The sequence below is a fragment of the Tabrizicola sp. YIM 78059 genome (assembly GCF_004959785.1).
Lineage (GTDB): Bacteria > Pseudomonadota > Alphaproteobacteria > Rhodobacterales > Rhodobacteraceae > Tabrizicola > Tabrizicola caldifontis.
Window position 1 is genome coordinate 78,605 of the sequence record NZ_SJZH01000006.1, and the last position, 25,331, is coordinate 103,935.

Here is a 25,331-nt window from a genome sequence, read left to right on the forward strand (position 1 = left end):
AAAATCAATATTTTTCAAACATATCGATTGATTGTAACCGGGATGCGACCTCATCATGGAAAATCCCGCACGCACCGGTTGAATCCGTGCGGTTCCACCGATCCTTCCTGCAATCCTGGCGCAGTGTCGCACCTCTCTTGCGAATCGCCTGCGTCGCGCCGATAGCCGGGCCATGATGCTGATTGCCGCACTTCTGCTTGATGCCGTCTTCGGGGAACCGAAGCCCATCTGGGACCGCGTTCCCCATCCCGCGGTACTCATGGGCCGTCTGGTGGACTGGCTGGACCGTCATCTGAACCAAGGAGAGGCGCGCAAGGCCCGTGGTGTCCTTGCCGTTGTGGTGCTGCTTGCCGCAGGCCTCGGGTCCGGCTGGATCATTCGCATCCTTCCCGATTTCGGTGTGCTGGAAACCCTGACAGTCGCGATCCTGATTGCGCAGAAAAGCCTGGTCGAACATGTCCGTGCCGTCGCCACGGCGTTGCGCCGCTCGGTGGCCGAAGGACGCAGGGCCGTTGCCATGATCGTAGGTCGCGACACGGCCGACATGACCGGGCCGGATGTGGCCCGCGCCGCCATCGAAAGCGCGGCCGAGAACCTGTCGGACGGGGTGGTGGCCCCGGTCTTCTGGTATCTGGTCGCGGGCCTGCCGGGCATCGTTGCCTACAAGCTGATCAATACGGCCGACAGCATGATCGGCCACATGACCCCGCGGTATCGCGATTTCGGCTGGGCCGCGGCACGGCTTGATGACCTGCTGAACCTGGTTCCCGCCCGGCTGACCGCACTGCTGATCGCCCTGACCCACGGCTGGGTGGACCCGCAACCCATTCTGCGCGACGCCCCCAAGCATCGCAGCCCCAACGCCGGCTGGCCGGAATCGGCCTTGGCCCCGGTACTGAACGTGGCCCTGTCCGGCCCGCGCAGCTACAATGGTGTCCGCAAGGACTTTCCCTGGGTCTGGCCGGAAGGGCGCCGCGACCCCGGACCGGACGACATCGACGCCGCGGCCGATGCGCTTTGGCGGGTCTGGGCCGCGCTACTTGCCTTTGCCGTTCTTCTTGCGCTTTTCTAGGCGCAAAGGAGGCTTCATGCGCGCTAGCCTGCTTGCCGCCGTTCTGGCCGCCCCTGCCGCTGCCGCGCCCTGCGGCGGCGATTTCGGCGCCTTCCTGGCCGCAATGCAGGCAGAAGCCATCGCCGGCGGGATACCCGCCGACAGCGCGGCCAGGTTTTTCGCCGGTGCCCGGATCGACGAAAAGGTTCTGAAGGCCGACCGCTCGCAGGGAGTGTTCCGCAAGACCTTTCTCGACTTCTCGCAGTCGCTGATCTCGAAGCAACGCCTTGCCACCGCCAGGGCGAAATCGGCAAGCCTCGACGCAATCTTGGACCGCGCCGAGGCCGAATACGGTGTCAGCCGCGGCATCCTTCTGGCCTTCTGGGCCTTCGAGACCGATTTCGGCCAGGTGCAGGGCGACTTCAACACGCGGAACGCGCTCCTCACCCTCGCGCACGACTGCCGCCGGCCCGATCTGTTCCAGCCGCAGGTTCTTGCCGCGGCCCAGCTTCATGCGCTGGGTGAATTCGATCTGGACACCACCGGCGCCTGGGCAGGCGAGATCGGCATGGTCCAGATGCTGCCGAAGGACATCCTGGAGCGCGGCGTCGATGGCGACGGTGACGGGTTGATCCTGCTGAAGTCTTCGGAAGCCGACGCAATCCTGTCGGGCGCGCGAATGCTGCAATACCACGGCTGGCGGGCGGACGAGCCCTGGCTGACCGAAATCACCCTGCCCGCAGATTTCGAGTGGGCGTTGACCGGGCTGGAAACCGAACGGTCAACCGAAGAATGGGCAGCCCTTGGCGTCACGCCGAGGCAGGGGGCGCTGGAGCCGGGCCTTTCGGCCTCGATCCTGCTGCCCCAGGGGCGGAAGGGACCGGCCTTCCTTGCCTATCCGAACTATCGTGTGCTGTTCGAATGGAACAAGAGCTTCGTCTATGTCACCACGGCCGCCTACTTCGCCACACGGATCGAGGGCGCGGAACCCTATCTGGCAGGGAAGCCAGGCCCCGCGCTTGAGACGGAGCAGATGATGGCGCTGCAGGAAAGGCTTGCCGCGCGCGGCCATGATGTCGGAAGGATCGACGGCATCCTGGGCGCAGGCACGCGGGCGGCGGTCCAGAAGGAACAGATCCGCCTCGGGCTGCCGGCAGATGGTTGGCCGACACGGGCCTTGCTGGACCAGCTGTGATGGCAAGTTGGGGCATTGTCACCACGGTCAAGGCACCCGAGGACAAGATCCTCGCGTTTGTCGCACATCACCTGTCGATTGGCGCCGACCATTTGGCGCTCTATTTCGACGACCCCGACACGGCCATACCTTCCGTTCTAGCCGCTCACCCAAAGGTCAGCGTTACGCTTTGCGACGATGCGCACTGGGCCAGCGCCGGCAAGAGCCGCCCGGAGCAGCACCAGAGCCGGCAGACGCGGAATGCCCGCCACGCATCTCGGCGCGCGAGGACGGAGTGGCTGGTCCACATCGACATCGACGAGTTCATCCATACCCCGCGCCCGCTTGCGGCGATCCTGGACGATACGCCGGGCGAGACCCTTGTGATGAAGCTGGAGCCGTTCGAGGCGATGCACGATCCGCTGCTGCCCGACGACATCTATACCGCGCGCCAGTTTCGGGGGGCACTCCGGCATGACTTCTGGCCCAGCAGCCGCAAGGCGCTTGGCGACTACCGCAAGATCATCCGCGACGGGATGCTCAGCCATACGGTCGGAAAGGTGATCTTCCGTACCATGGGGCCGAAGCTCATGCCCAAGATCCACACGGTGATGCTGGACGGCAGCCATGTGCCGACGCCTGACTGGCACCCCGAGTTGAAACTCCTGCACTTTCACGCCCAGGACCGGGCGGCCTGGCTGGCCGCGCTGCCGTTCCGCCTGACCAAGGGGGCCTATCAGTTCAGGCCCGAATTGCAGGCCTTCCTCAGCAAGGCCAGCCCGGCCGAGATTGCCGATTTCTACCTGCGAACCCAGGTGCTTTCGGTGGATCTGGCGGAAGACCTCCTGCGCCAGGGGCGGGTGGTGATTGCCGACCTGCACCTTCGCGACAAGGTTGACGCGCTGCGGAAGGGCCAGCTCTAGCCGGTGTTCACCAGCATCATCGCGGCCCGGCGGAAGGTCTGCATGATCTCGGCCCGCTCGCCTTCGCCCACGCCCGTGTCGACCATCGCGCGCTCCATCACCTCCAGCCAGTCCTCGGCATCCTGACGGCGAATCTCCACATGGGCGTGGATCTCGCGCAGGTTCATGTGGCCATGGCGTTCCTGATAATAGCGCCGGCCACCGAAGAAGCCGCAGAGAAAGTCGAACTGTTCGGGCCGCACGTGGGCCAGCCCGTGGCCCTTCAGATGCATCTCCATGATCGCGCGGCCCTGCGGCAGCGTCTCGATCAGATCGTAGAAGTGGTTCACCAGCAGATGAACCTGCTTTTCGCCCCCGATCCGGTCGATCATCGGTTTCATCGCAGCCTCCACCAAGTGACGCGCCGGTCACCCACAGGGAAAAACCGATTTCTTTGAAGGAATGGAACCGGAGCCTTCGATGGCTCCGGTGCGGAATCTCCGAAAATTCCGCCCGCGCGCATCGATCAACTTTGCGGTCGGGTCTTCTTCGGGTCGTAATGCGACAAGGGCACAATCACCGCTGGCAGACGCTTCTGCTGGCCGTCCAGCTTGCCAACCTCCAGCGCGGTGCCGATTTCGCTGTGCGCGACATCCACCCGCGCCAGCGCGATGTTCTTGCCCAGGATCGGCGAGCGGACCGAGGATGTCACCTCGCCCACCTGCGCCCGCCCGACATGCAGGCAGTCGCCATGGCCCACATCGACATTCGCGTCGATCTCCAGGCCCACGAACTTCCGGCTCGGATGCTCCTTCCGCCGGATCAGCGCCTCGCGGCCGATGAAATCGTCGGTCTTGGTCTTGAGCGGCACGGTAAAGCCGATCCCGGCCTCGAACGGGTCGGTCTGGTCGCTGAAATCGTAGCCGGCAAAGATCAACCCGGCCTCGATCCGAACCATGTCCAGCGCCTGCAACCCCATCGGACGCAGCCCCAGGTCTGCGCCATTGGCCCAGACAGCATCATAGACGGCATTGCCATCCTTCGGGTGGCAGAAGATCTCGTAGCCCAATTCGCCGGTGTAGCCCGTGCGGGACACCACAACCGGGGCGCCGGCAGGTCCGCCGATCCTGCCCACCGTGAAGCGGAACCAGCCCAACTCCTCGATCGTCGGCTGGTGCGGCGCGGTCCAGATGATGCGCTTCATGATCTCGCGGCTGTTCGGCCCCTGGACCGCCAGATTGTGCAGCTGGTCGGTCGAGGACCGCACCATGACCTTCAGCCCCAGCTTCTCGGCCTGCTCGCGAATCCAGATGCCGCCATAATCGTCGCCGCCGATCCAGCGGAACTGGTCGCGGCCCAGCCGGAACAGCGTGCCGTCGTCGATCATCCCGCCGTGCTCGTAGCACATCGCGGAATAGACCACCTGACCCTGGCTCAGCTTCTTCACATCGCGCGTCAGCACCCATTGCATCAGGGCTTCGGCGTCCGGCCCCGTGACCTCCCACTTGCGCAGGGGTGACAGATCCAGCACTACCGCAGCCTGACGGCAGGCCCAGTATTCTTCCAGCGCGCCATTCGCCGAATAGACCTGCGGCAGCCAGTAGCCCTTGTATTCCACATGGTGCCGGGTCTTCTGGCTGATCCGGTCGTGGAACGCGGTTTCCTTGGTCATCTTCGGCTCCGAGGCGGGCGTTGGGCGCCAGGCAATGGCGCGGCTGAACTTTTCCGCCCCCGAATAGGTGCGGATGTGGATGTCGCTGAGATACCAGCCGTTCGCGGGCGACGTGTCATCCGGGCAGGCAGAATTGACGCAGACGATGTCGGTCAGCGCGCGGAACAGGACATAGTCGCCGGGCCGGCTCCAGGGTTCATCGCTGATCAGCACGCCGTGGGCGTCGATGCTGGTGTTGAAGAAAAGGTTCACCGCCATCCAGCCCGGACGCGAGTCAACCCCATGTGGCGCCAGCGCCTTGTTGAAGTTGTCCGAACAGTTGACGTGACCGGGATAGCCGATGTCGTCGTAGTATTTGCTGGCACAGGCCATCGCAAAGGCGTCATGGCGGCCGACGGTATCCTGCACGACCTCGACCAGCGGCACCCAATCCTGATCATAGTATTTCGAATGCAGACCGGGCATGGAATAGGCATGGCCCATGAGGGTCCGGCTGGTCGTCACGTCAAGCGGATGCTGGATCCCCCTGTCCAGCTTGCGCGCATCGAAGCACTGGAAATCGGTGCATTGCCGGCCGTCCACGTCGAGGATCTGGATATAGTCGCCCGCCTTCACGAAATAGCTTTCCGCCGTGGCGGATTTCACCCTAAGGTCCAGGATCGGGTCGGCCAGCGGATCGGGAAGGTCATAGTGCCCCACCAGCCTCGGGCGGGCCCGCTGCAGCAGCAGGGTGATGGGCGTTGCCGTATCCTGCGCGTCCGGGGCCATCGGAAGGCCGGGTGCGGCCACGACCAGCCAGCCGTCATCAAGCACCGTCAGGTCGGCCCGCGTGCCAGCCGGGGTTTCCTGCCCGAACAGGCGCAGTGCGCCAGCCGACGCAAGATCGATGCTGCGCCCCTCCAACCCCTTGCGCAGCCGATCAAGACTTGAATCTCCCGACACAAGCAGCGCCTTCAGCCCCTCGGCGGTGGAATTGGCGGCATGGCCCAGGATTGCCGCGTCGATGCGCCCATCTTTCGCGGCCGCAACCAGCTCCACCGGCTGTCCACCTTCGTCGTTCAGCACGGTCAGTCGGTCGCCTGTCATGATTTGCAAAACCAGTGCACCGCCGCCCGGAACGACATGACGCTCTTGTCCGTGGTGTCGCGAAAAGCCGTGCGGCGTCAGAATCCGGCTTGGGCGCGGTGGACCTGGGATAACGGCGGGATAGATCGTGTCGAGCATCGGCTTCCCCATCTGGGCCGGGTGCGGCAAGGTCGGGCCCGTTTAACAAGGATAAAACTTGTTCATTCACAAGAATAGCGGCAGGGTCAGCGTGACACAAGCGCGGGGTGAGGGGAAGGTGGCGCAATGCTGGCATTGAGCTTCGGGCTGACTGCGGCGCTGATCTGGGCGGTTCATGACCTGCTGGCGCGCAAGCTCAGCCAAGGGGCGGCGATCCTGCCACTTCTGACGATTGTCGTGGGGACGGGTTGCGTGGCGCTGCTGCCGATCGCCTTTGCAGCAGGCGACTGGCAAGCCATGACCGGGGCGGCGGCTGCCCTGGCCGCTGCCTCGGGTCTGGCTTTCGCGCTGGCGATCGGAACGCTGTACAAGGCCTTCAGCCTGGCGCCGGTCCGCGTCGTCTCGCCCGTGATCGGGGCCTACCCGATGCTTACCCTGCTGATCGCGGTTGCGCAGGGCCGGCCGGTGACAGCCGGAGACTGGCTGGCCGTCAGCGCCATCGTCATCGGCATCAGTATTGTCGCCGTCGCTGCGCGGGACGACGCACCCGAAGGCTATGCGTCGTCACCCGGGGTGGCCATGGGCTGGGCCATGCTTTCGGCTGCCGGTTTCGCAGCAACTTTCGCATTTGGCCAAGAGGCGACACGACAGGGCTCGGAGCTGCCTGTGGCTCTGATCGGGCGCGTGGTGGCTCTGGCAGTGATCGTGGCCCTGCTTCTTTGGCATCGGGGCTCGCTGGCGCCGCAGCGGTGGCAGTTTGGCGTTCTGGCCCTGATGGGTTGCCTTGACGCGGCAGCGCTGGGTCTGGTCACCGCCTCGGGCGGGTTGCCGCAGGCGGAATATGCATCAGTCACGTCATCCCTGTTCGGGGTGGCCACAATCCTGCTGGCAGCCTGGTTCCTGAAAGAGCGCGTCCGGCCCGTTCAATGGCTGGGCATCGCCACGGTCTTTGCAGGGATCGCCACCCTGGGCCTGCAAGGGGCCTGACGCCGCGCAGCGGACGGGCCGCCCTATTCCGCCGCCTCGACCCGGGGCGGGCCCGACCGTCGCATCGACTGTGTAAGCCGCCGTTCATCCCGCGGCGATACCCCGAACAGCTGCACATAATGCCGGATCATCGGACTGGAGGTCATGTAACCGACCGAAGCGGCGATCTCGCGCAGCGAGTCGTTGGAATACAGCACCCGCTGCCGCGCCTTCATCAGCCGCAGGTGGTGGTAATAGCGCAAGGGGCTTTGCCCCGTCTCACGCTTGAAAATGCGTTCGAAATGCCGGCCCGACAGGCCCACCGCCTGGGCCACATCGGGAATGCGAAGCGGATCCTCGATGTGGGTTTCGAACAGCCGGATCGCCTCGCGGATCGGCGGGGAAAGGTCGTCGGCGGTTCCCTGCCCGCGCGCGACGGGCACCTTCTGGGCCGCAGCCTCGTCGCGGACAAAGGGGTGCTGGAACCAGCAGGCAACCTCGGTCATCACTTCGCGGCCCAACCGTTCCTCGATCAGCTTCAGCATCAGGTCGAAGACAGCCCCGGCGCCAGAGACGGTGTTCCGCCGGCGGTCGCGCAGGATCGTGCTGTCAGAGGCCGGCACATTGGGAAATTCGGCCTTGAAGGCAGCCTCGTAACACCAGTGCACCGAACAGGGCCGTCCCTCCATAAGCCCGGCGCGGGCAAGCGGGAAGATACCGCCGGAAAAGGCACCAAGCGTCACGCCGATCCGGTCCAGCCAGCGCAGCCGCGCCGGGCTTCGGCGAGGATCTGCGAATTCGGCCGTCGGCGGCGCAATCAGATAAAGCTGATCCAGACCCTCGGCCTCCTGCAGGGTCTCGTCGGGATCGAAGCCGATGGCCGCGCTGCACCGGACCGGCCCGGCCGTCTCGGAAAGCAGGCGCCACACGAATTCGCATTGACCGGTGATTTCGTTCGCCGCACGCAAGGGTTCGATGGCCGAGGTCAGACAGGCCATCGGAAAGCCGGGGAACATCAGGAACCCCAGCCGCAGCGGTCCGCGCTCAGTCATCGGGGAACCAGCCGGGGCTGGTGGGGGCACCATCGTCATACTTGGACAGCCACTCCACCATCGCGTCGCGGTTGCGGATGAAGCCCTTGTAGGTCGCCAGTTCTACCGGCAGGTCGCGGATCACCCGGTGCAGGCGGCGGGCCCATTTCGGCACCTCGACGATCTGCTCGAAGCTGCACAGATAGCAGCGGATGTCGAAGGCGATCGCGTTCGACCGGGGCAGGCGATAGAGGCTTTGCAGCTCGACCCGCAGATGCATCTTCTGCCCCATGTTCTCCTGCGTCAGGGTGGTGCGCATCGGGCCCCATTTCGGATAGGTCTCGGGCGCGGTATCGAGCAGCGGATTCACCGTCATCGTCCAGTTGAACCGCCGGACCGGCGCGCCGTGCTGAAGCTTGAGAAGGAACTTCAGCGCCCGGTCGAACACGCCCTTTTCATGCGCAAGCGGCACCGGGGCGTGCCATTCGTGGAAATTCATGCCCACGTCGAAATCCACCGACCAGTCGGCCTGGCTGGTCGCAATCCCCGCATCCATCCACAGCGTCCCGTCGCGTTCGTCCTGCAGCGTCCAGTCGCCCTGGGTCTGGCGCATGATGTATTCGAAGGGCGGATAGGGCAGCGTGCTTTCGTCCAGGAATGTGAACGATTGTTCGATACCCAGCGGCCGGTTCACCCAGTGCCAGCGGTTGCCGTCCTTGGTCAGCGAAAACCACTGCGGATAGTCGCGCGCCTTCGCCTCCATGATCAGTTCCAGCACGTCCCAGCCGGCCAGCGTCATGTGCGGCAGCGACTGGCAGCGCAACGGATCCTCGGCCAGCACCTTGGCGCGGTCGATCATCTCGGCGATGTAGTGTTCGTCCACGTCCAGCATGTGCTCGAAGGCCGTACCCTTCCGGCCCGGCACATGCGGCTCCATGTTGACGGAATACATGTAGTCGTCGCGGTCGAAGGGGAACGGGAATCGACGCGGGTCGCTGTTGCGGTAGGTGAAGGTGTCGCGGAAGGTCTCGTCCCGGAAGAAACCGCCGAAATCGTCGGGAGCGAACTTGAAATCAAGGCTCATGGTCGTCTCCTATCGGTCGATGACAAGGGTCTTGCCCTCGAAGCGGCTGACGCAGGGCATGATCTTGGTGTTCGAGGCCTGATCCTCGGGCGTCAGCCAGTGGTCGCGGTGCAGGATGGTGCCATCGCATTTCAGAACGGTCGTTTCGCATTGCCCGCAGGCCCCGCCGCGGCAGAGGTAGGGGGCATCCACCCCGGCGGCCTCCATCGCCTCGAGCAGGCTTTGCGTCGTGCCGACGGTGATGGTCTTGCCGCTGGCGGCCAGTTCCACCTGGAACGGCAGGCCGGTGCCGGGGGCAAGGAATTCCTCGTGGTGCAGCGCCTGCTTCGGCCAGCCCATGGCCTCGGCGGTGGACAGCACCCAGCCGATCATGCCCTTCGGCCCGCAGACATAAAGATGCGTGCCGATCGGCTGATTGGCCAGCACCCGCGCCAGGTCGATCTGCTGGCCCTGGTCGTCGAAATAGCAGTGCACCCTGTCGGGATGCGCCGCTGTAAGCTCGTCCATGTAGGCGCCCAGCGCCTTCGAGCGTGCGGCATAGTGCAGCTCGAACCGCCCCCCGAAATGAGTCAGCTGCTTGATCTGCGCGATGAAGGGCGTGATCCCGATCCCACCCGCGATCATCAGGTGCTTCCGCGCCCGATTGTCCAGCGGGAACAGGTTGACGGGGTGGGACAGCACCATCTCCATCCCCGGCACGACGTGCCTGTGCATGTAGAGCGACCCGCCCCGCCCCTGATCGTCGCGCCGCACGCTGATTTCATAGCCCGAGCGGTCCTCCGGGTCGGACATCAGCGAATAGGGATTCAGGCGGCGGGTTCCGTGATCGTCCATCTCGACCACGGTATGCGCTCCGCCGGAAAAGGCCGGCAATTCCGACCCGTCGCGTGACACGAAGCGGAAACGCTTGATCAGCTCGTTTACCTCGACCACCTCGGCCACGCGGACCAGGAGTTTGGCGCCCCCGCTCATTTGAACCTCACCACGCTTTCCGGCACCTGGCCGGGATCCTCGGCGTCGATGTTGACGCCCTGGAAGGCGGCGATCCGCCGGGAATAGTGGTCGCGGACGAACAGGTTCAGCCCGCAATGGCTGCACTTGAACGGGTCCGTCGCCACGTTCTCGGTGATCCCCTTGCAATGGACGCATTGCACCCGGCGCAGGGTCGAGCCGCGATGTTCCTTCTGGATCGAGGCATGAGGGAAGCCGGTCGCCATGATCTCGCGCTCGGCCTGGCCGATCAGGCCCTCGGTCCCGGCAAGGTAGAACTGCGTGCCCATATGCGCGTCGGCCAGCACCCGCACGAGCCGTGGCAACAGCGCCGGAATGGTCGGGGCACGGAAGAACTGGGCCGCACCCAGGGCTTCGAGCTTAGCAGAAAGATCGGTCCCGGTCGGCCCCGGGCAATACATCACATGGGCGTCCGCCAGGATTTCCGAACGATTGTTCGACTTGGCCAACATATCGGTCACGGCGTTCGCGCCTTCATCGTCGGCGACGATCACATGCAGCTTTCCGGGCCGCGGCTCGAGCGGCGCATAGACCGGGCGCGAGCGCATCGAGGGGGCATTTACCGGGGTCAGTTCCACTTTCACGAGGGCAGTTCCCTTGGGCAGGCAGGGGCCCGCGACGAAGCGCGGGCCCCCGGAAGCTCAATCCTTGGCGGTGCGCCGCTTCTTTTCCACGTCGTAGAAGGGCAGCGGGGCCGATACGGCCTTCAGCGGGCCGTGCGTGCCGCAACGCACCTCGAGTTCGGTGCCGTTGTTGGCGCAATCCACATCGAGGCGGGCAATCGCCACGACCCAGTCGTTCAGCGGCGAATACATCGGCTGCGTCACCACGCCGACCTTCTTTCCGTCCTTGTAGATCGGCGCGTTGCCCGGAACCTTCGTCTTGTCTGCAAATTTCAGACCCGAGATCTTGAAGCGTTCCTTGCCCTGCAGGCGGTAATGCTCTTCCGCACCACGGAAGCCGGTCTTGCCCTTGCTTACCGTCCACTCGAGGCCCAGCTCCCACAGCGTGTCGCCCGGCCCCTCGTTCTCGAACGGATACATCTCGGAATTGTCGAAGGGGTAAAACAGCAGGTAGCTTTCGGCCCGCAGCATGTCGAGCGTGGTGAAGCGGCAGGGGATGATGCCCATGCTGGCGCCTTCCTCTAGGATGCGGTCCCAGATTTCCACCGCGTCCTGCCCGCGGCAGAAGATCTCGTACCCCCGCTCGCCGGTGTAGCCGGTGCGCGAAAGGGTGATCGGCTTGCCGAACAGCATCGCCGGCATGTGACCCATGTAGGGCAGCTGGCGCACGCCCGGGATGTGCTTTTCCAGATAGTCCACTGCCAGCGGGCCCTGCAGCGACAGGTCGTGCAGGTTGTCGTCGAAGCGGATCGAGACGTCGCGCCCCGTGGCGGCCATGGTCAGCTGCTCATGGCCCTGGCCTGACCCATGCACCACGGTATAGGTGTTCGGCCCGAAGCGGTAGATGATGCAGTCGTCGATGAATTTCCCGGCATCGTTCAGCATGCAGGCGTAAAGCGACTTTCCGGGTGCGATCTTCTCGGGATCGCGGGTCGTTGCCCGGTCGATGATATGGGACGCCGCATGGCCGGTGATGTGCACCTTCTTCAGGCCCGACACATCCATGAGCCCCGCCTTGGTGCGGATCGCCATGTATTCGGCATTCGGGTCGCCCTTGGAATAGGACCAGGCCGTGCCCATCCCGCTCCAGTCTTCGAGGTTGGAGCCGAGGGCTCGGTGCCGGTCCATCAGTGCCGAGAAACGCCAGGAATTCGTCATGCGCAGTCCCTCCCAGTGGGTTGTCATTTTCGCCCAGTGTCAGGCGATTCCCGCCAGAAAGCAATAATGAAGTGCAACAAAATTTCTTGGCAGAAAACAGATGCAAGGAAAAAAGGCCGCCCGAACCGGCGGCCTTTTCCATCACGTATCAGGGACTTCAGGCTGGCAGGACGAAGAACCAGTTCGCCCAGAGCACCACGGCCGCCCCGGCGATCAGGGCCAGATAGGGCAGGAACCCGGCCTTGCGTTGGCCCAGCTCGCCATAGGGCAGGCCAAGATCGTCATAGGCTTCCTTGGGGAACTTGCCCTTGTCCACGATGTAGTGGCGATACCAGAACACCGGAAAGATCAGGGCCGCAAACAGCAGCCCCGACCACAGCGCATTCTCGTACCCCCAGACCTTGGCGCCCGCGCCCAGGAACAGGGCGTTGACGAAGGCCAGCAGCGTGTTCAGCCCGATCAGCCAGGAGGGTGCCTTCCAGGGCCGCTCCATGTGGGCGCTGTCGATGCGGTGGATCCAGCCGGCGTTGAGGTTCAGGAAGTTGAACAGGATGTAGCCGACATTGGAGATCGCGAGGACGTAGAAATACCCCGCCGCGTCCGAGGCCAGCGCCAGAAGGAAGATGTTGAAGGCCACATCCGTCCACATCGCGCGTCGCGGCACGCCATGCTCGTTCAGCTTCGAGAGGTAACGCGGCAGCCAGCCGTCGCGCGAACCCTGATAGAGCGTGCGCGACGACCCCGCCATGGCGGTCATGATCGCCAGGAACAGCGCCATGATCATCAGGATGACGAAGATCTGGGTGACGACCGGCCCGCCGCCGATCATGTTGCCCAGCGCCTCGCCCACACCGGTGCCGTCCACGATGCCAGGCTGCAGCATGCCTTCCTGGCCCAGCACCCCCTGGAACGAGAACGGGATCAGGAAGAAGAACACCATGCACAGAAGGCCGGAATATAAGATCGCCCGGAAGGTGTCGCGCTTGGGATCCTTCAGTTCGCGCGTATAGCAGACCGCGGTTTCAAAGCCGTAGGTGGACCAGGCCGCGATGTAGAGACCGCCCAGGAACAGCGTCCAGCCGCCAATGTTCCATTCGCCGTCCACGCCGGAATAGGCGGCCGTGGGCGGCACCAGGTTGGTGACGTTCATCCAGTCGATCGCTCCGGTCAGGATCGGCACCAACCCGACCAGGAAAAGCGGCACCAGCACGATGATCGCCAGCCACTTCTGCGCCGCCGCGGTGTTGGCGATGCCCTTTTCCTGAATCGCCAGGATGATCAGCATCAGGATCACGCCGATCAGGAAGGTGGTGTTGAAATGCAGCGTCCCCAGCGCCGGAATGGTGATCTGGAACGCCTCGTAGGTGCGGAACCAGGGCGTCAGCGCCGAGACGGCATCGGCAGAAGCGACCGCCTGGATCGCCTGCTCGACCGTCGCGCCGGCGTTATTGGCGATGTAATCCGCGACTGCGGGGGTCTCGGCCGTGTAATTGGCCAGATTCGCCGTCATCCAGTCCATGACCGGCTGGCTGTCGGCCAGCGGGATCGGGAACAGCGCATTCAGGATGTAGCCCGCGGCAATGGCGCAGCCCAGGGACAGCACCGGCGTCCAGGCGAACCAGTTGCACCAGACCGACAGGGGCGCGATCAGCTTGCCATAACGCAGCCAGGCCGTCGCACCATAAACCGAGGTGCCGCCCGACTTGTTGCCGAACATCCCCGCCATCTCGGCGTAGGTGAAGCTTTGCAGAAAACCCATCACCATCGAGATCATCCAGACCACGAAGGCCAGCTTGCCCGTCGTCCCGGCTATACCGCCGATCGAGAACAGCACCAGGGGCGGCACGCCGGCGGCAACCCAGAAGGCCCCCCTCCAGCTCAGCGCCCGGACCATCTGGCCCGATCCAGTTTCCATCGTCATTCCTTGACTCCTGTTGTCACGCACCGCGTCACGGGCAGGTTGCAATCATCCATGCACCCCGGCCGCGTCCGCGTATCGGTTCGATTTTCTTCGCTAGCTCAGTGTCAGGCAGTGTTGCCTGGCGGCGGCTGGGCAAGCTTGCGGTGCTGCGGACCTCGACGCAGCGGGCGGCTGGTGCCGAACCGGCGGCAGACCATCGCCGCAACGCGCATGGCCGGAAGGGTCCGGACAGGCAGCAGGAAAGGATTGGGCCAGGTCATCTGAAAGTCTCCTGCAAGGCCGCAGGCATGGATGAATGATGGGCTGCACTGGCTAAACCACGTCCGACTTCTAGCATGCCGTCGGCCCTAGGTTGGCCATTGGCTGCTGCCACCACCCGGGCGCTTGGTCCCGCGCCCGGGGATGGGACGTGCACATTTCTTCCCGTCAGGCGCGGGGCAGGTCTTCTTTCGTCACCACATCGGTCTCGACCCCCCAGCGCAGGCTATCCAGGCCCTCGGCCATGTCCTCGTCCGAGACCCTGAGTCCGATGGTCGCCCTAAGGATGACTGCCGTGACAAGGCCGGTCACCACGCCGGCACCGATGCAGACGACGATCCCTGCCAGCTGCATGATCAGGCTGATCTCGCCGTGCTGGAAGGCGTAGGCACCCTCTTCGATGCCGAAGTATCCTCCGCGCGGCGTGCCGGACTTGAAGATGCCCAGCATGATAAGACCGTAGCTGCCCGCCCCGATGAACAGGGGCGTCAGCTTGTGCTCGTCGAACCTGCGCTTGAACGTGAACTCATACACAAGCCAGGCAACAACCGGGGCGCCCAGAGACACAAGGAACATCTGCCACGGCATGTAGACGTCAAAGCCCGAAGCCCCCGAAACATAGCCGGCAAGGGGCCCCAGCAGCAGATAGGCATATTTCCGGGTCGCATAGGCGATGATCATGCCCGACACCGCGCCCCCGGCCCAAGCCAGCGCGTAGTTGTTCAGCGCCACGCCGACGCTGGTCGTGGCCATGGTGACCGACACCGCAAGCGCCTCGGGATCGAAGAAGAACAGGCAGGACATGATGATCATCGGCAAGCCGGCGAAGATCGTCAGAAGGCCCGTCGCCGCCAACCCGATTGACGGAGCATAATAGCCCGGCACCCGGGGATGTGCCTCGAACACGCCCGGGCGGGCGGGCAGCATGTTCACGAGAACCAGCGCCATGCCAGCGGGGAACATGTAGACGAAACCGACACCGAAGAAGTCGTGGAAACCCGCGTTGGTCAGCGGCCCGACCGAACCCCAGGTGATCCAGCTGAGCACCGACGAGGCCACGGCGGCCACCACCGAAATGACATAGTAGGCCGAGGCCTTCATCCGTTCGGACACGGCGAAATGGAACAGGATGTTCACGATCCCGGCGAAGCACGCCAGGAAGAACACGAAGATCTGGAACGAGTTCAGCCCCGGGAAGACCGCCGGGTCAACCTCCTGTGCCAGCGCGTTCAGCATCGCGCCACCGATCCACCAGTCCTTCAGGCTGTCGGTCAGCGTGCCGTCCACCATGATGTAGTATTGCGCGGCCCAGAATCCGAAGCCGATCACGTAATAGACCGTGAAGCCCAGAAAGAAGCCCATCACCTTTTCGATTGTCGAGTTGAAGAGGCTCTTCCGCCGTGTGGTGCCTGCGTCGATCAGCAGAAGTCCGACAACGACGAGGATTGCCCCGACGGTGCCGGAGGCATAGACGACGTTCTGGACCAGCGAATTCAGGCTGACCTGATCCGCATAGAATGCGATCGTTTCGCTTTCCATGTCATACTCCCTGTTCCCGTTGTTGTTGACGCAGGAACCGGGTGCCCCGACACCATCGCCGCGTGACCCAGCATCCTGACGTCGGGCGTTTTGCCCGTACGGACAGATTGGCGCAGTTGGCGCAGGTCACAAAGCAATTTTTGCCCCCGAAGAAATTTTTTTCTTCCAGCAGAAAATTTGGGACCGGAAGCGTCGGGCCCGCCCGACCGGTGGGCCCGCCTTGTTGCGCTATTTCGTATTGCGGTAGGCGGCTTTTTCGTGCCGCGCGCCCAGCACAAGAACGGCAACACACAGCACCATCGACAGGCCCAGCCAGAAGGCCTCGCTGCCCATCCCGGCATAATACGGGCCTTCGACCGCGGCCCAGTCGGCGATATCGGTTCCGACCATCGTCATCATCCTTTCTTACTGCGCCGGGGTCACCGGCCCACGCGCCGGTTCACCCAGGATTTCGGGATAGGCGACTGCCGGAACCTTCACCTTGTCTAGGCCCAGCACCTCGGCCTCTTTCGGCACCCGCAGAAGCCGCAGCTGCTTCAGGATCAGCGAAACGACGTAGCCCGGCACAAAGCCCAGCGTCGCCATCACCACAGCCCCGGTGATCTGTCCGACAAGCGAGATGGTGGCGGCGCCTTCGGAGGTCAGCGCCGGATAGCCGCTGGCGAAGATGCCCACGGCGATCACGCCCCAAAGACCGACAACCCCGTGCAGCGCCACAGCACCCACTGCGTCATCGATGCCCAGACGCTCGATGAAGCGCGAGGCCAGGGGCATGATCACGCCCCCGATCATTGCGATGACGAAGGCCATTGGCGGCCAGTAGAGATCCAGCCCCGCTGCAACGCTGATGATGCCGCCCAGCGCGCCGGACATCATCCAGAATGGATCATGCGTGACCACCCATGCCGCAATGGCACCGCCGGCAAAGCCCATAAGGATGTTGAAGGTCATCGCCGACAGGGTGACGGGCGTGCCATAGATCGTGGCGAAGATGCCCGCCCCCCAGGACCACGGCTCGCCAGGGAAGATCACGCAGGCCATGAGGAAACCCCAGAACCCTGCGATGATCAGCATGAGGCCAACCAGCGTCGCCGGAAGCGAATGGCCGGGGATTGAGTTGGCCGATCCGTCCGGGTTGAACTTGCCGACCCGCGCGCCAAGGTTGATCAGAACGCCCAGCGTGAAGAAGCCTGCAATCGCATGCACCACGCCCGAGGCGCCGAAGTCGTGGTAGCCAAGTGTCGTTACCAGCCATCCGTCCGCGTGCCAGCCCCAGGCCGCGCCCAGAATCCAGACGAAGCTGCCCAACACGATGGCCAGAATCGTGAACCCGACGATCTGGATCCGCTCGATCAGGCTGCCCGACATGATGCTGGCCGTCGTGGCCGCAAACATGGCGAAGGCGCCGAAGAATACGCCCGTGGCGCTGTCCGCGACGCTCGGCCCCATGACCGAACCTACCGGGCTGGCCGCACCCACTGCGTAGTCCCAGCCCGAAATTCCGGCCGGGCCCTCCGACATCGACAGTCCGGTCGGGAAGGCCCAGTAGATGAACCAGCCCGCATAGTAGAAGGTCGGAATGATGAAGGCGAAGGCCAGGATGTTCTTGATCCCCGAGGCCAGCGCATTCTTTGCCCGCGAGGCACCCATCTCGTATGACAGAAACCCGGCATGGATCAGCACCATCAGCGGGATCGTCAGATAATAGAAGGTCTCGGCTGTCGTCCGGTTCAGCCCGGCCGTCGCGTCCCTCAGCGCGGTCAACTCCGCCGCAAGGGCGGCAATCTGTTCTTCCATGCTTGCACTCCCCAGATGTCTCGCCGCCCCGATGTTTCCCCGAGGCTTGACACAAGACTTAAGCACGACCCCGAAAGGCCCGGGCCCCAAATCTCAGCCGAAGGTAATTTTATTTCGGGAACTACGCACAACGGGACACGAAATGATTATTGATTGGGCGCTTGGTAGACAGTCCGCCCATCTTCGCATCGATCTTTGCCTGATCAGAAACAAAATGGCCCCGGCTCTGCCGGGGCCTTCGCGCGCAGGGGCAACGGATCAGTTCCGCAGATAGCTTTCCATCGAATCTTCCAGCGCGTCCTTCCACGGCGTGTGGTGGACCGGCGCCATCGTTCCTGTGATCACCGAACGATAGGCATTGTTGCGGAAGCCCATGATGTCCTGCTTCTTGTGCTCCTTCCATTCGAAGAAGGCCTCGCAGGCGCCGTCGACGTCGAAGCTGGGGTAGTCCGTCTCGGCGATCAGCTCCTTCACGTAGTCGCCCTGATAGTGGATCGCGTCATGGGCATCCTTGCAGGCATCCTCGCGCGCCACGCGGTCCTCGACATCGGCCAGCAGCACCGCCTTGTCCTCGGGGATCTTGATCTTGCCCATGATCGCGTCGCGCACCCACCAGGCCTGGGCATCGAACATGTTGAAGGTGAACCACTGGTCCTGCATCCCGAGATAGAACAGCTTCGGATTGTGGACCCAGACCACGCCCTTGTAGAGGTCGGCCGTCGCCAGCCGGTTCGCCGTCTTCAACCGCAGATCATCGGGCAGGAAGGGGAAATGGTGCTTGTAGCCGGTGCACAGGATGATCGCATCGACCTTCTTGCTGCTGCCATCGGCGAAGTAGGCGGTGTTCTCGTCCACCCGCTCCAGCTTGGGCACTTCCTTGAAGTTGTCCGGCCACTTGAAACCCATGGGCGCGTGGCGATAGGCCACCGTCACCGACTTGGCACCATACTTCCAGCACTGGCTGCCGATGTCCTCGGCCGAATAGGAGGAGCCCAAGAGCAGAATGTCCTTGCCCGCGAACTCGCGCGCGTCGCGGAAATCGTGGGCATGCAGGACGCGGCCGTTGAACTTGTCGAAGCCGGGGTATTCCGGGACGTTCGGCACGCTGAAATGACCGGTGGCCACCACCACGTTGTCGAACTCCTCGTCATACATCCGGTCGTTCTTCAGATCATGCGCGGTGACGGTGAAATTGCCTTTCTCGGGGTTGTAGCGGACCATGCGCACCGTGGTCTCGAACCGGATCCAGTCGCGCACGCCGGCCTTCTTCACCCGGCCCTCGATGTAGTCGAACAGCACGGCCCGCGGCGGATAACTGGCGATCTGCTTGCCGAAATGCTCCTCGAAGGAATAGTCGGCGAATTCCAGACCCTCCTTCGGGCCGTTCGACCACAGATAGCGATACATGCTGCAATGCACCGGCTCGCCGTGTTCATCCAGCCCTGTCCGCCAAGTGTAGTTCCACAGCCCGCCCCAGTTGGACTGCTTCTCGAAGCAGACCACTTCAGGGATGTCCTCGCCCTTCTGCCTGGCCGACTGGAACGCGCGCAGCTGCGCCAGGCCCGAGGGGCCCGCACCAATGACGGCTACTCTTTTCTTCATGTAAACCTCCGGATGTTGGCATGTTCCGCAACGCTTCGCCGGCGTTGTCTTGGGCCGAAGCCTAGAAGCATTGTTGCGCCTGTGTCAAATCTTCTTCCTGCCGGTAAACAACCCGCTGACCAGGAAAGCCCCATCCGTGGGGCCGATTCGCAACTTTTGCGTGCAAGACCTGCAGATGCCGCTTCAGCGGGCAACCGTGACCGTGCAGCCGGCCTGCCCCGCGACCTCGGCCGCAACCGAACCCAGCACCAGCCGCTTGACGCCGCGCTTGTCGCCAGTGCCCATCACGATCTGGTCGGCGCCGATTTCTTCGGCATAGGCGATGATCGCCGGTGCCGCGGAACGCGAAATCAGCACGGCGGTTGCGGTGTCGGTGGCACCCGCGGCCCTTGCCGCAGCCTCTGCCCTATCGAGAAGCGCCTGCGCCTCCTCATCGGTCCACTGGTTGATCGTCGGGCCACGAGCGCCGCCGAGCGCCAGGTTGACCGCGCAGATCGTCAGATGTGCCCCGGTCAGTTTCGCAAGTTCGGCAGCATGCATCAGACCGACTTCCGCATGATCGGTGCCATCGACCGGGCAAAGTATCTTCTTGGTCATCACGACCTCCCCTTTGATCCGTTGACTTGCCCCCGAAAAGGGCATGAAGCTACGCCGGTCGCCTTGACTTGAGTCAAAATTCTTTCACTCAAAGGCAAACAGCGGAGCCGCCAATGAAGCCGATCCACCCGAATGACCGACGCATCGCAAACATCCGCACGGCCAAGTTTACGCCCTTTGTCTACCCTGACGGGGTTGCGCTGGGCGATGAGGTCCTGCAGTTGGATGACAGCCGCCCGCCGGGCGAGGGCTTCCATGTCTATCGCATGCCGCCGGGAATGACGACGCGCGGGCATCGCCACAACGGGCACGAACAGTTCCTGATCCTCGAGGGAGAGCTGCACGAAAGCGACGGCACGATCCTTCGTGCGGGCGACATGGTGTTTTACCGCGATGGGACCGAACACAATTCCTACACGCCGACCGGCTGCCTGCTGGCCGTCCACATTTCTGCGGCAGAGACTCCGCTGGAATGAACAAGGGCCCCGGATCGCTCCGGGGCCAGTCAGGGGCTTGAGGTAAGTGGTCAGACGTCCAGCGTCGTATGGGTTTCCCAGGCCGAGAAGTGGCTGCAGTAGTCGTTCCACTCCTTGTGCTTCAGCTTCAGGTAGGCGGCGCTGAACTCCTCGCCCATCATGGCCTTCAGGGTCTTGTCCTTGTCGTATTCACGCAGTGCATCCAGCAGGTTCAACGGCAGTTTCGGCGCGCCCTTCACCTTCCAGCCCTCGGCATACATGTCGATGTCGTGCCGCTTGCCCGGATCGGCCTTGGTGCGCACCCCGTCAAGGCCGGCCGCCAGGATCACCGCCTGCAACAGATAGGGGTTGGCCGCCCCGTCCGGCAAGCGCAGCTCGAATCGGCCCGGCCCGGGGACGCGGACCATATGGGTGCGGTTGTTGCCCGTCCAGGTCACCGTGTTCGGTGCCCAGGTGGCACCGGAGGTGGTCCGGGGAGCGTTGATCCGCTTGTAGCTGTTCACCGTCGGGTTGGTGATCGCAGCCAGCGCGCTGGCGTGCTTCATGATCCCGCCCAGGAAGTGACGGCCCTGATCGGACAGACCCAGCTCCTTCGAACTGTCGGCAAAGGCGTTCTTCTTGCCGTCCAGCGTCCAGACCGAGATATGGGCATGGCAGCCCGAGCCGGTGAGCCCCTTGAAGGGCTTTGGCATGAAGGTCGCGCGGAAGCCGTGCTTTTCGGCAATCGACTTGACCATGAACTTGAAGAAGCTGTGCTTGTCGGCCGTGGCCAGCACGTCGTCGTATTTCCAGTTCATCTCGAACTGGCCGATCGCGTCCTCGTGGTCGTTCTGGTAGGGCTCCCAGCCCATGTCCAGCATGTAGTCGCAGATCTCGCTGATCACGTCATAGCGGCGCATGATCGCCTGCTGGTCGTAGCAGGGCTTTTCCGCATTGTCGTAGATGTCAGAGGCGGCGGTGCCCTCGGCGTTCAGGATGAAAAATTCGGGCTCCACGCCCGTCTTGACCCGAAGCCCCTCCTTCGCGGCTTCGGCGATCAGCCTTTCCAGAACATTACGCGGGGCCTGATCGACCAGCTTCTCTTCCATCGTCGCCCGCGCGGCGACCCAGGCGACTTCCTTCTTCCAGGGCAGCTGGATCACGCTGTCGGGGTCAGGCACCGCCATCAGGTCAGGATGGGCCGGGGTAAGATCCAGCCAGGTCGCAAAGCCTGCAAAGCCTGCGCCGTCCACCGCCATGTCGCTGATCGCCTGCGTCGGCACCAGTTTGGCCCGCTGCGCACCGAACAGGTCGGTGTAGGAAATCATGAAATACTTGACGCCCTTTTCCTTGGCCCATTTGGCAAGGTCTTTCGCCATCACTGTCGCTCCCTGTAGACTTTTCTTGTGATGATGGGGAAACGGCGGCTTACCAGCCGCCGTTCCGTCCCGGTATCCAGTTGGTGCCCGCAAGCGGAACCCCCGCCATGGCCGCCGCCTCGATGGTCAGCGAACACAGATCCTCGGGCTCCAGGTTGTGCAGATGGCTCTTGCCGCAGGCCCGCGCGATGGTCTGCGCCTCGAGCGTCATCACCTTCAGGTAGTTCTTGAGCCGCCGGCCGCCCAAAATCGGGTCGAACCGCTTGTACAGCTCGGGGTCCTGGGTGGTAATGCCCGCCGGGTCGCGGCCTTCGTGCCAGTCGTCATAGGCATCCGCCGTGGTACCGAGCTTCTGATATTCCTCTTCCCATTTCGGGTCGTTGTCGCCCAGCGCGATCAGCGCCGCCGTGCCGATGGCCACCGCATCGGCCCCCAGCGCAAGTGCCTTGGCCACATCCGCGCCCGACCGGATCCCGCCGGAGACGATCAGCTGCACCTTGCGGTGCATGCCCAGATCCTGCAGCGCCTTCACCGCCTGGGGAATGCAGGCCAGAATCGGCATGCCGACATGTTCGATGAACACGTCCTGCGTCGCCGCCGTGCCGCCCTGCATGCCGTCCACCACGACCACATCGGCCCCGGCCTTCACCGCAAGCGCCGTGTCGTAGTAGGGACGCGCCCCGCCAACCTTGACGTAGATCGGCTTCTCCCAATCCGTGATCTCGCGCAGTTCGAGGATCTTGATCTCCAGGTCGTCCGGCCCGGTCCAGTCAGGGTGGCGGCAGGCGCTGCGCTGGTCGATTCCCTTTGGCAGGTTGCGCATCTGTGCCACGCGGTCGCTGATCTTCTGGCCCAGAAGCATGCCGCCGCCGCCGGGCTTGGCGCCCTGACCCACCACGACCTCGATCGCATCGGCCCGGCGCAGGTCATCGGGGTTCATCCCGTACCGGCTGGGCAGATACTGATAGACCAGCGTCTTAGAATGGCCGCGCTCTTCCTCGGTCATGCCGCCGTCGCCGGTGGTGGTCGAGGTGCCCGCAGCCGTCGCCCCACGGCCCAGCGCCTCTTTCGCCGGGCCGGACAGCGCGCCGAAGCTCATCCCGGCGATGGTGATAGGGATGTCCAGATGGATCGGCTTCTTCGCAAAGCGGGTACCCAGCCAGACATCGGTCGCGCATTTCTCGCGGTAGCCTTCCAGCGGATAGCGGCTGATCGACGCGCCGAGAAACAGCAGGTCGTCGAAGTGCGGAAGGTGCCGCTTGGTGCCACCGCCGCGGATGTCGTAGATGCCAGAGGCAGCCGCGCGGCGGATTTCGGCATTCACCGCCGGGGTGAAGGTGGCCGAGAAGCGGGGCGGGGTTTTCGGGAATTCGGTCATTCCTGTGCCTCAGTACGACGATGCATTGTCGATGTTGAAATTGTAAAGCTTCCGGGCCGAGCCGTAGCGGCGGAATTCCTCGGGTTTCGCCTTTGCGTCTGCCTCACCGCGACGCAGCAGCTCTTCGAGGATGACGTAGTGTTCCTCGCGCATCTCCTTCTCGATGCAGTCTGCGCCCAGCGACTTCACCGTGCCGCGCACGAAGATCCGTGCCTCGTAAAGGCTGTCGCCCAGCGCCTCGCCGGCATTGCCCAGGACCACCAGATTGCCGGATTGCGCCATGAAGGCAGACATGTGGCCGATGTTGCCGTGCACCACGATGTCGATGCCCTTCATCGAAATCCCGCAGCGGCTGGAAGCATTGCCCTTGATGACCAGAAGACCGCCGCGCCCGGTGGCGCCGGCATACTGGCTTGCGTCGCCATCCACGATGACCGTGCCGCTCATCATGTTTTCGGCCACGCCGGGGCCGGCCGAACCCTTGATGCGGATCGTCGCCTGCTTGTTCATGCCGGCGCAGTAGTAACCGGTCGATCCGCGTACAGTGATGTCGACCGGGGCATCCACCCCGGCGGCAATCGCATGCGCACCCCTGGGATTGATGATCTCCCAGTCGGTCATGTTGGTCTGGCCCTTCAGCGCGTGCAGCGCGGAATTGAGCGCCCTGAGGCCCTCCTTGCCCAGATCGAAGGTCTGCATGTCCTCAACGCTCCCAGAAATAGACGGTTGCGGGTTCCGGTTCCCAGACGCGGGCATTCTCGATCCCCGGCAGGTTGACCAGCGCCCGGTATTCCGACCCGAAGGCCACATAGTCGTCGGTCTCGGCCATGACGGCGGGCTTGCAGGCGATCGGGTCACGCACCACACCGAAGCCGTTCTTGGTGCCCACGACGAAGGTGTAGAAGCCGTCCAGATCCTCCAGCCCCGATTCCAGAGCCTTGCCCAGATCCTCGCCCTCCTTCAGCTTCTGGCTGACATAGGCGGCGGCGACCTCGGTGTCGTTCTGGGTCTCGAAGGTCATGCCCTTGCGCATCAGTTCGCGCCGCAGGCCGTTGTGGTTTGACAGGCTGCCGTTGTGCACCAGGCACTGGTCCGGCCCGGTCGAGAACGGATGCGCCCCCATCGTCGTGACCGCCGATTCGGTTGCCATGCGGGTATGTCCGATCCCGTGGGTGCCTTTCATCTTCGACAACTCGAAGCGGGCAGCCACATCCTTCGGCAGGCCGACCTCCTTGAAGATCTCGATGCAGTCGCCGACGCTCATCACCTTCACGTCGGGGCGCAGATGCGCCAGAGCCGAGCGCGCCGCATCAATCTGCGCGAGCGGCACTTCCAGAACCGCATGTGTGGATTTCACCAGCATGACGACCGGCTGGCCGATTGCGTCGTGCAGATCGCCATCCAGATCCTTGAAGTCCTTCTCGGGGTGGGCCGACTGGATGGTGATCTTGCCCAGCCCGTCTTTCGCCCCGGAATAGATCGCGATTCCGGCACTGTCAGGGCCCCGGTCGGTCATGGTGATCAGCATGTCCGTCAGCATTTCCCCGAGCTTCGGCTCAAGCTTCGGGTCCTTCAGGAACAGTCCAACGATGCCGCACATGGATTCGTCTCCTCTGCGATGTTGGCATGACGCTAGCACCGTGATTTCGGCGTATCAACTGGTAAGAAACTTTTTTCACCTGTCGGGAAAAGTGCTGCACAAGGATTAGGCAGCTTCAGTTTTCCTTGACAGAATGCCGCAGCTGCCTTTCCCTACGGAAAACATTTTTGCCGCGCAGGGAAACGACGTCGGGGCTGCGTCGGGGGGCGGCAAGCACAACAGCCCAAAGGGAGGACATCGTGGTTGACCTTAATCAGCGGATTGAGGCGATGCACAAACGCGACATGCTCGTGGCATGGGCGTTCGTGATCGGCCTGTGGTTCGCAGTGATCTTCGTAGCCTTTGCGACATGGACCCTGGCACCGAACGGGCAGGCCCGAACCCTGCTGCTGATCGGTGGCGTCATTGTCCTGGTGCTGAACACGGCCGCGATCCTGGCGATGCTGCGGCATTACCGCGAGGACCGCGACTTCATGTACGGCATCGACATCAAGTTCCTTGACGAAGCCCGCGGGCGGAGGAATTGACCATGGCGCATTACCACCCCCCCAGACAGGGCAAGGCCAGCCAGCTGTTCGATGTCGTCGTTCTGGTCGTCCTGACGGTCGGCGCGCTGTTCGTGCCGCTCTGGCTCAACCTTGCGGGTGCGACCAAGTCCGTCACGGCTCCGGTCGAGAACCCGACCTGGGAATCCCTTGGCCAGAATGCCGCCCAGGCCGCAAAATACGAGGCGCTGGGCCACACGCCCGAAAGCGCCCATGACCTGATCCTGGCCCGGTTCGACTACAGCTTCTCGATCGGCGCGCTGGTGACGATGATCGTGGTCATCGTCCTTTACTACGCCCTGATCCTGCGGTTTTCCGAAGTGGAATACCGCGAGGTCATTTCCGAAAAGTTCGGGGAGTGAGC

General features: G+C 63.6%; 24 protein-coding genes. 7 read left to right on the top strand and 17 right to left on the bottom strand.

Annotation, left to right across the window (positions count from 1 at the left end; all coding sequences use genetic code 11):
* Positions 1-172 precede the first annotated feature (172 nt).
* Genes cbiB through EZM81_RS09840 form a run of 3 tightly spaced genes read left to right on the top strand, consistent with a single transcriptional unit; the run spans position 173 to position 3,148 of the window.
* On the top strand, positions 173-1,072 hold the full coding sequence (gene cbiB, locus EZM81_RS09830) for an adenosylcobinamide-phosphate synthase CbiB (RefSeq protein WP_135450755.1): 900 nt from the start codon (positions 173-175) through the stop codon (positions 1,070-1,072).
* Between the two features lie 16 nt (positions 1,073-1,088).
* Positions 1,089-2,246, top strand: coding sequence for a lytic murein transglycosylase (locus EZM81_RS09835; RefSeq protein WP_136645594.1), 1,158 nt, complete (start codon positions 1,089-1,091; stop codon positions 2,244-2,246).
* Entirely contained in the window at positions 2,246-3,148 is a 903-nt protein-coding gene (locus EZM81_RS09840) for a glycosyltransferase family 2 protein (RefSeq protein ID WP_136645595.1), read from the top strand. Before EZM81_RS09835 ends, EZM81_RS09840 begins: the two co-directional genes overlap by 1 nt.
* On the opposite strand, the gene EZM81_RS09845 is transcribed toward EZM81_RS09840, so the two are convergent.
* Positions 3,145-3,528, bottom strand: coding sequence for a group II truncated hemoglobin (locus EZM81_RS09845; RefSeq protein ID WP_136645596.1), 384 nt, complete (start codon positions 3,526-3,528; stop codon positions 3,145-3,147). The genes EZM81_RS09840 and EZM81_RS09845 overlap by 4 nt on opposite strands.
* Before the next feature lie 125 nt (positions 3,529-3,653).
* On the bottom strand, positions 3,654-6,023 hold the full coding sequence (locus EZM81_RS09850; protein WP_136645696.1) for an aminomethyltransferase family protein: 2,370 nt from the start codon (positions 6,021-6,023) through the stop codon (positions 3,654-3,656).
* A 126-nt stretch (positions 6,024-6,149) separates the two neighbouring features.
* Here EZM81_RS09850 and EZM81_RS09855 point away from each other — a divergent pair, with 126 nt between their 5' ends.
* Complete coding sequence (locus EZM81_RS09855) at positions 6,150-7,010, top strand: DMT family transporter (protein WP_136645597.1); 861 nt, start codon at positions 6,150-6,152, stop codon at positions 7,008-7,010.
* A gap of 23 nt (positions 7,011-7,033) precedes the next feature.
* On the opposite strand, the gene EZM81_RS09860 is transcribed toward EZM81_RS09855, so the two are convergent.
* The 11 genes from EZM81_RS09860 to EZM81_RS09905 all read right to left on the bottom strand — a co-directional run bounded on the left by EZM81_RS09860 (position 7,034) and on the right by EZM81_RS09905 (position 19,610).
* Complete coding sequence (locus tag EZM81_RS09860) at positions 7,034-8,041, bottom strand: GlxA family transcriptional regulator (RefSeq protein WP_136645598.1); 1,008 nt, start codon at positions 8,039-8,041, stop codon at positions 7,034-7,036.
* Complete coding sequence (locus EZM81_RS09865) at positions 8,034-9,104, bottom strand: DUF3445 domain-containing protein (protein WP_135450749.1); 1,071 nt, start codon at positions 9,102-9,104, stop codon at positions 8,034-8,036. Before EZM81_RS09865 ends, EZM81_RS09860 begins: the two co-directional genes overlap by 8 nt.
* A gap of 9 nt (positions 9,105-9,113) precedes the next feature.
* Positions 9,114-10,076, bottom strand: a complete 963-nt coding sequence (locus EZM81_RS09870) for a PDR/VanB family oxidoreductase (RefSeq protein ID WP_136645599.1) — start codon at positions 10,074-10,076, stop codon at positions 9,114-9,116.
* Entirely contained in the window at positions 10,073-10,663 is a 591-nt protein-coding gene (locus EZM81_RS09875) for a dimethylamine monooxygenase subunit DmmA family protein (RefSeq protein WP_136645697.1), read from the bottom strand. Before EZM81_RS09875 ends, EZM81_RS09870 begins: the two co-directional genes overlap by 4 nt.
* A 93-nt stretch (positions 10,664-10,756) precedes the next feature.
* Positions 10,757-11,896 (bottom strand): aminomethyltransferase family protein, encoded by a 1,140-nt coding sequence (locus EZM81_RS09880; RefSeq protein WP_135450747.1) that lies wholly within the window; start codon positions 11,894-11,896, stop codon positions 10,757-10,759.
* A 157-nt stretch (positions 11,897-12,053) separates the two neighbouring features.
* Positions 12,054-13,817, bottom strand: a complete 1,764-nt coding sequence (locus EZM81_RS09885) for an APC family permease (RefSeq protein WP_136645600.1) — start codon at positions 13,815-13,817, stop codon at positions 12,054-12,056.
* A gap of 426 nt (positions 13,818-14,243) precedes the next feature.
* Positions 14,244-15,614 carry an ammonium transporter gene (locus tag EZM81_RS09890; protein ID WP_135450745.1) on the bottom strand — a complete coding sequence of 457 codons (1,371 nt, stop codon included), beginning with the start codon at positions 15,612-15,614 and terminating at the stop codon, positions 14,244-14,246.
* Positions 15,615-15,842: 228 nt separating this feature from the next.
* Positions 15,843-16,004: a hypothetical protein gene (locus EZM81_RS18295; RefSeq protein ID WP_169052348.1), complete on the bottom strand. Its 162-nt coding sequence runs from the start codon at positions 16,002-16,004 to the stop codon at positions 15,843-15,845.
* A gap of 15 nt (positions 16,005-16,019) precedes the next feature.
* Positions 16,020-17,411, bottom strand: a complete 1,392-nt coding sequence (locus tag EZM81_RS09895; RefSeq protein WP_136645601.1) for an ammonium transporter — start codon at positions 17,409-17,411, stop codon at positions 16,020-16,022.
* A gap of 258 nt (positions 17,412-17,669) precedes the next feature.
* The gene (locus EZM81_RS09900) at positions 17,670-19,013 is read right to left on the bottom strand and encodes an NAD(P)-binding domain-containing protein (RefSeq protein ID WP_136645602.1); all 1,344 of its coding nucleotides are present in this window, start codon (positions 19,011-19,013) and stop codon (positions 17,670-17,672) included.
* Between the two features lie 183 nt (positions 19,014-19,196).
* A complete protein-coding gene (locus EZM81_RS09905; RefSeq protein ID WP_136645603.1) occupies positions 19,197-19,610 on the bottom strand; it encodes a universal stress protein in 414 nt (137 codons plus the stop codon).
* 113 nt (positions 19,611-19,723) lie between these two features.
* On the opposite strand from EZM81_RS09905, the gene EZM81_RS09910 reads away from it, so the two are divergent.
* Complete coding sequence (locus EZM81_RS09910; RefSeq protein WP_135449696.1) at positions 19,724-20,086, top strand: cupin domain-containing protein; 363 nt, start codon at positions 19,724-19,726, stop codon at positions 20,084-20,086.
* Positions 20,087-20,136: 50 nt separating this feature from the next.
* On the opposite strand, the gene glnT is transcribed toward EZM81_RS09910, so the two are convergent.
* Genes glnT through EZM81_RS09930 form a run of 4 tightly spaced genes read right to left on the bottom strand, consistent with a single transcriptional unit; the run spans position 20,137 to position 24,422 of the window.
* Positions 20,137-21,444, bottom strand: a complete 1,308-nt coding sequence (gene glnT / locus EZM81_RS09915; RefSeq protein ID WP_136645604.1) for a type III glutamate--ammonia ligase — start codon at positions 21,442-21,444, stop codon at positions 20,137-20,139.
* Between the two features lie 49 nt (positions 21,445-21,493).
* Positions 21,494-22,822 carry an FMN-binding glutamate synthase family protein gene (locus EZM81_RS09920; protein ID WP_135449692.1) on the bottom strand — a complete coding sequence of 443 codons (1,329 nt, stop codon included), beginning with the start codon at positions 22,820-22,822 and terminating at the stop codon, positions 21,494-21,496.
* A gap of 9 nt (positions 22,823-22,831) precedes the next feature.
* On the bottom strand, positions 22,832-23,521 hold the full coding sequence (locus tag EZM81_RS09925; RefSeq protein WP_136645605.1) for a GXGXG domain-containing protein: 690 nt from the start codon (positions 23,519-23,521) through the stop codon (positions 22,832-22,834).
* 4 nt (positions 23,522-23,525) lie between these two features.
* Positions 23,526-24,422 carry a glutamine amidotransferase family protein gene (locus EZM81_RS09930; RefSeq protein WP_135449689.1) on the bottom strand — a complete coding sequence of 299 codons (897 nt, stop codon included), beginning with the start codon at positions 24,420-24,422 and terminating at the stop codon, positions 23,526-23,528.
* A gap of 239 nt (positions 24,423-24,661) precedes the next feature.
* On the opposite strand from EZM81_RS09930, the gene EZM81_RS09935 reads away from it, so the two are divergent.
* Both EZM81_RS09935 and EZM81_RS09940 read left to right on the top strand, forming a co-directional pair.
* Positions 24,662-24,949: a hypothetical protein gene (locus EZM81_RS09935; protein WP_240784045.1), complete on the top strand. Its 288-nt coding sequence runs from the start codon at positions 24,662-24,664 to the stop codon at positions 24,947-24,949.
* A gap of 2 nt (positions 24,950-24,951) precedes the next feature.
* Positions 24,952-25,329, top strand: a complete 378-nt coding sequence (locus EZM81_RS09940) for a hypothetical protein (protein ID WP_135449687.1) — start codon at positions 24,952-24,954, stop codon at positions 25,327-25,329.
* The last annotated feature ends 2 nt before the right edge of the window (positions 25,330-25,331 follow it).

Coding starts and splice junctions, on each gene's coding strand:
- EZM81_RS09885 (WP_136645600.1), bottom strand. CDS start 13,817: ATGACGATGGAAACTGGATCGGGCCAGATGGTCCGGGCGCTGAGCTGG.
- EZM81_RS09855 (WP_136645597.1), top strand. CDS start 6,150: ATGCTGGCATTGAGCTTCGGGCTGACTGCGGCGCTGATCTGGGCGGTT.
- EZM81_RS09930 (WP_135449689.1), bottom strand. CDS start 24,422: ATGTGCGGCATCGTTGGACTGTTCCTGAAGGACCCGAAGCTTGAGCCG.
- EZM81_RS09865 (WP_135450749.1), bottom strand. CDS start 9,104: ATGAGCCTTGATTTCAAGTTCGCTCCCGACGATTTCGGCGGTTTCTTC.
- EZM81_RS09920 (WP_135449692.1), bottom strand. CDS start 22,822: ATGACCGAATTCCCGAAAACCCCGCCCCGCTTCTCGGCCACCTTCACC.
- EZM81_RS09860 (WP_136645598.1), bottom strand. CDS start 8,041: ATGACTGAGCGCGGACCGCTGCGGCTGGGGTTCCTGATGTTCCCCGGC.
- EZM81_RS09925 (WP_136645605.1), bottom strand. CDS start 23,521: ATGCAGACCTTCGATCTGGGCAAGGAGGGCCTCAGGGCGCTCAATTCC.
- EZM81_RS09840 (WP_136645595.1), top strand. CDS start 2,246: ATGGCAAGTTGGGGCATTGTCACCACGGTCAAGGCACCCGAGGACAAG.
- EZM81_RS09845 (WP_136645596.1), bottom strand. CDS start 3,528: ATGAAACCGATGATCGACCGGATCGGGGGCGAAAAGCAGGTTCATCTG.
- EZM81_RS09880 (WP_135450747.1), bottom strand. CDS start 11,896: ATGACGAATTCCTGGCGTTTCTCGGCACTGATGGACCGGCACCGAGCC.
- EZM81_RS09870 (WP_136645599.1), bottom strand. CDS start 10,076: ATGAGCGGGGGCGCCAAACTCCTGGTCCGCGTGGCCGAGGTGGTCGAG.
- EZM81_RS09875 (WP_136645697.1), bottom strand. CDS start 10,663: ATGCGCTCGCGCCCGGTCTATGCGCCGCTCGAGCCGCGGCCCGGAAAG.
- EZM81_RS09890 (WP_135450745.1), bottom strand. CDS start 15,614: ATGGAAAGCGAAACGATCGCATTCTATGCGGATCAGGTCAGCCTGAAT.
- glnT (WP_136645604.1), bottom strand. CDS start 21,444: ATGGCGAAAGACCTTGCCAAATGGGCCAAGGAAAAGGGCGTCAAGTAT.
- cbiB (WP_135450755.1), top strand. CDS start 173: ATGATGCTGATTGCCGCACTTCTGCTTGATGCCGTCTTCGGGGAACCG.
- EZM81_RS09895 (WP_136645601.1), bottom strand. CDS start 17,411: ATGGAAGAACAGATTGCCGCCCTTGCGGCGGAGTTGACCGCGCTGAGG.
- EZM81_RS09905 (WP_136645603.1), bottom strand. CDS start 19,610: ATGACCAAGAAGATACTTTGCCCGGTCGATGGCACCGATCATGCGGAA.
- EZM81_RS09850 (WP_136645696.1), bottom strand. CDS start 6,023: ATGCTCGACACGATCTATCCCGCCGTTATCCCAGGTCCACCGCGCCCA.
- EZM81_RS18295 (WP_169052348.1), bottom strand. CDS start 16,004: ATGGTCGGAACCGATATCGCCGACTGGGCCGCGGTCGAAGGCCCGTAT.
- EZM81_RS09900 (WP_136645602.1), bottom strand. CDS start 19,013: ATGAAGAAAAGAGTAGCCGTCATTGGTGCGGGCCCCTCGGGCCTGGCG.
- EZM81_RS09910 (WP_135449696.1), top strand. CDS start 19,724: ATGAAGCCGATCCACCCGAATGACCGACGCATCGCAAACATCCGCACG.
- EZM81_RS09835 (WP_136645594.1), top strand. CDS start 1,089: ATGCGCGCTAGCCTGCTTGCCGCCGTTCTGGCCGCCCCTGCCGCTGCC.
- EZM81_RS09940 (WP_135449687.1), top strand. CDS start 24,952: ATGGCGCATTACCACCCCCCCAGACAGGGCAAGGCCAGCCAGCTGTTC.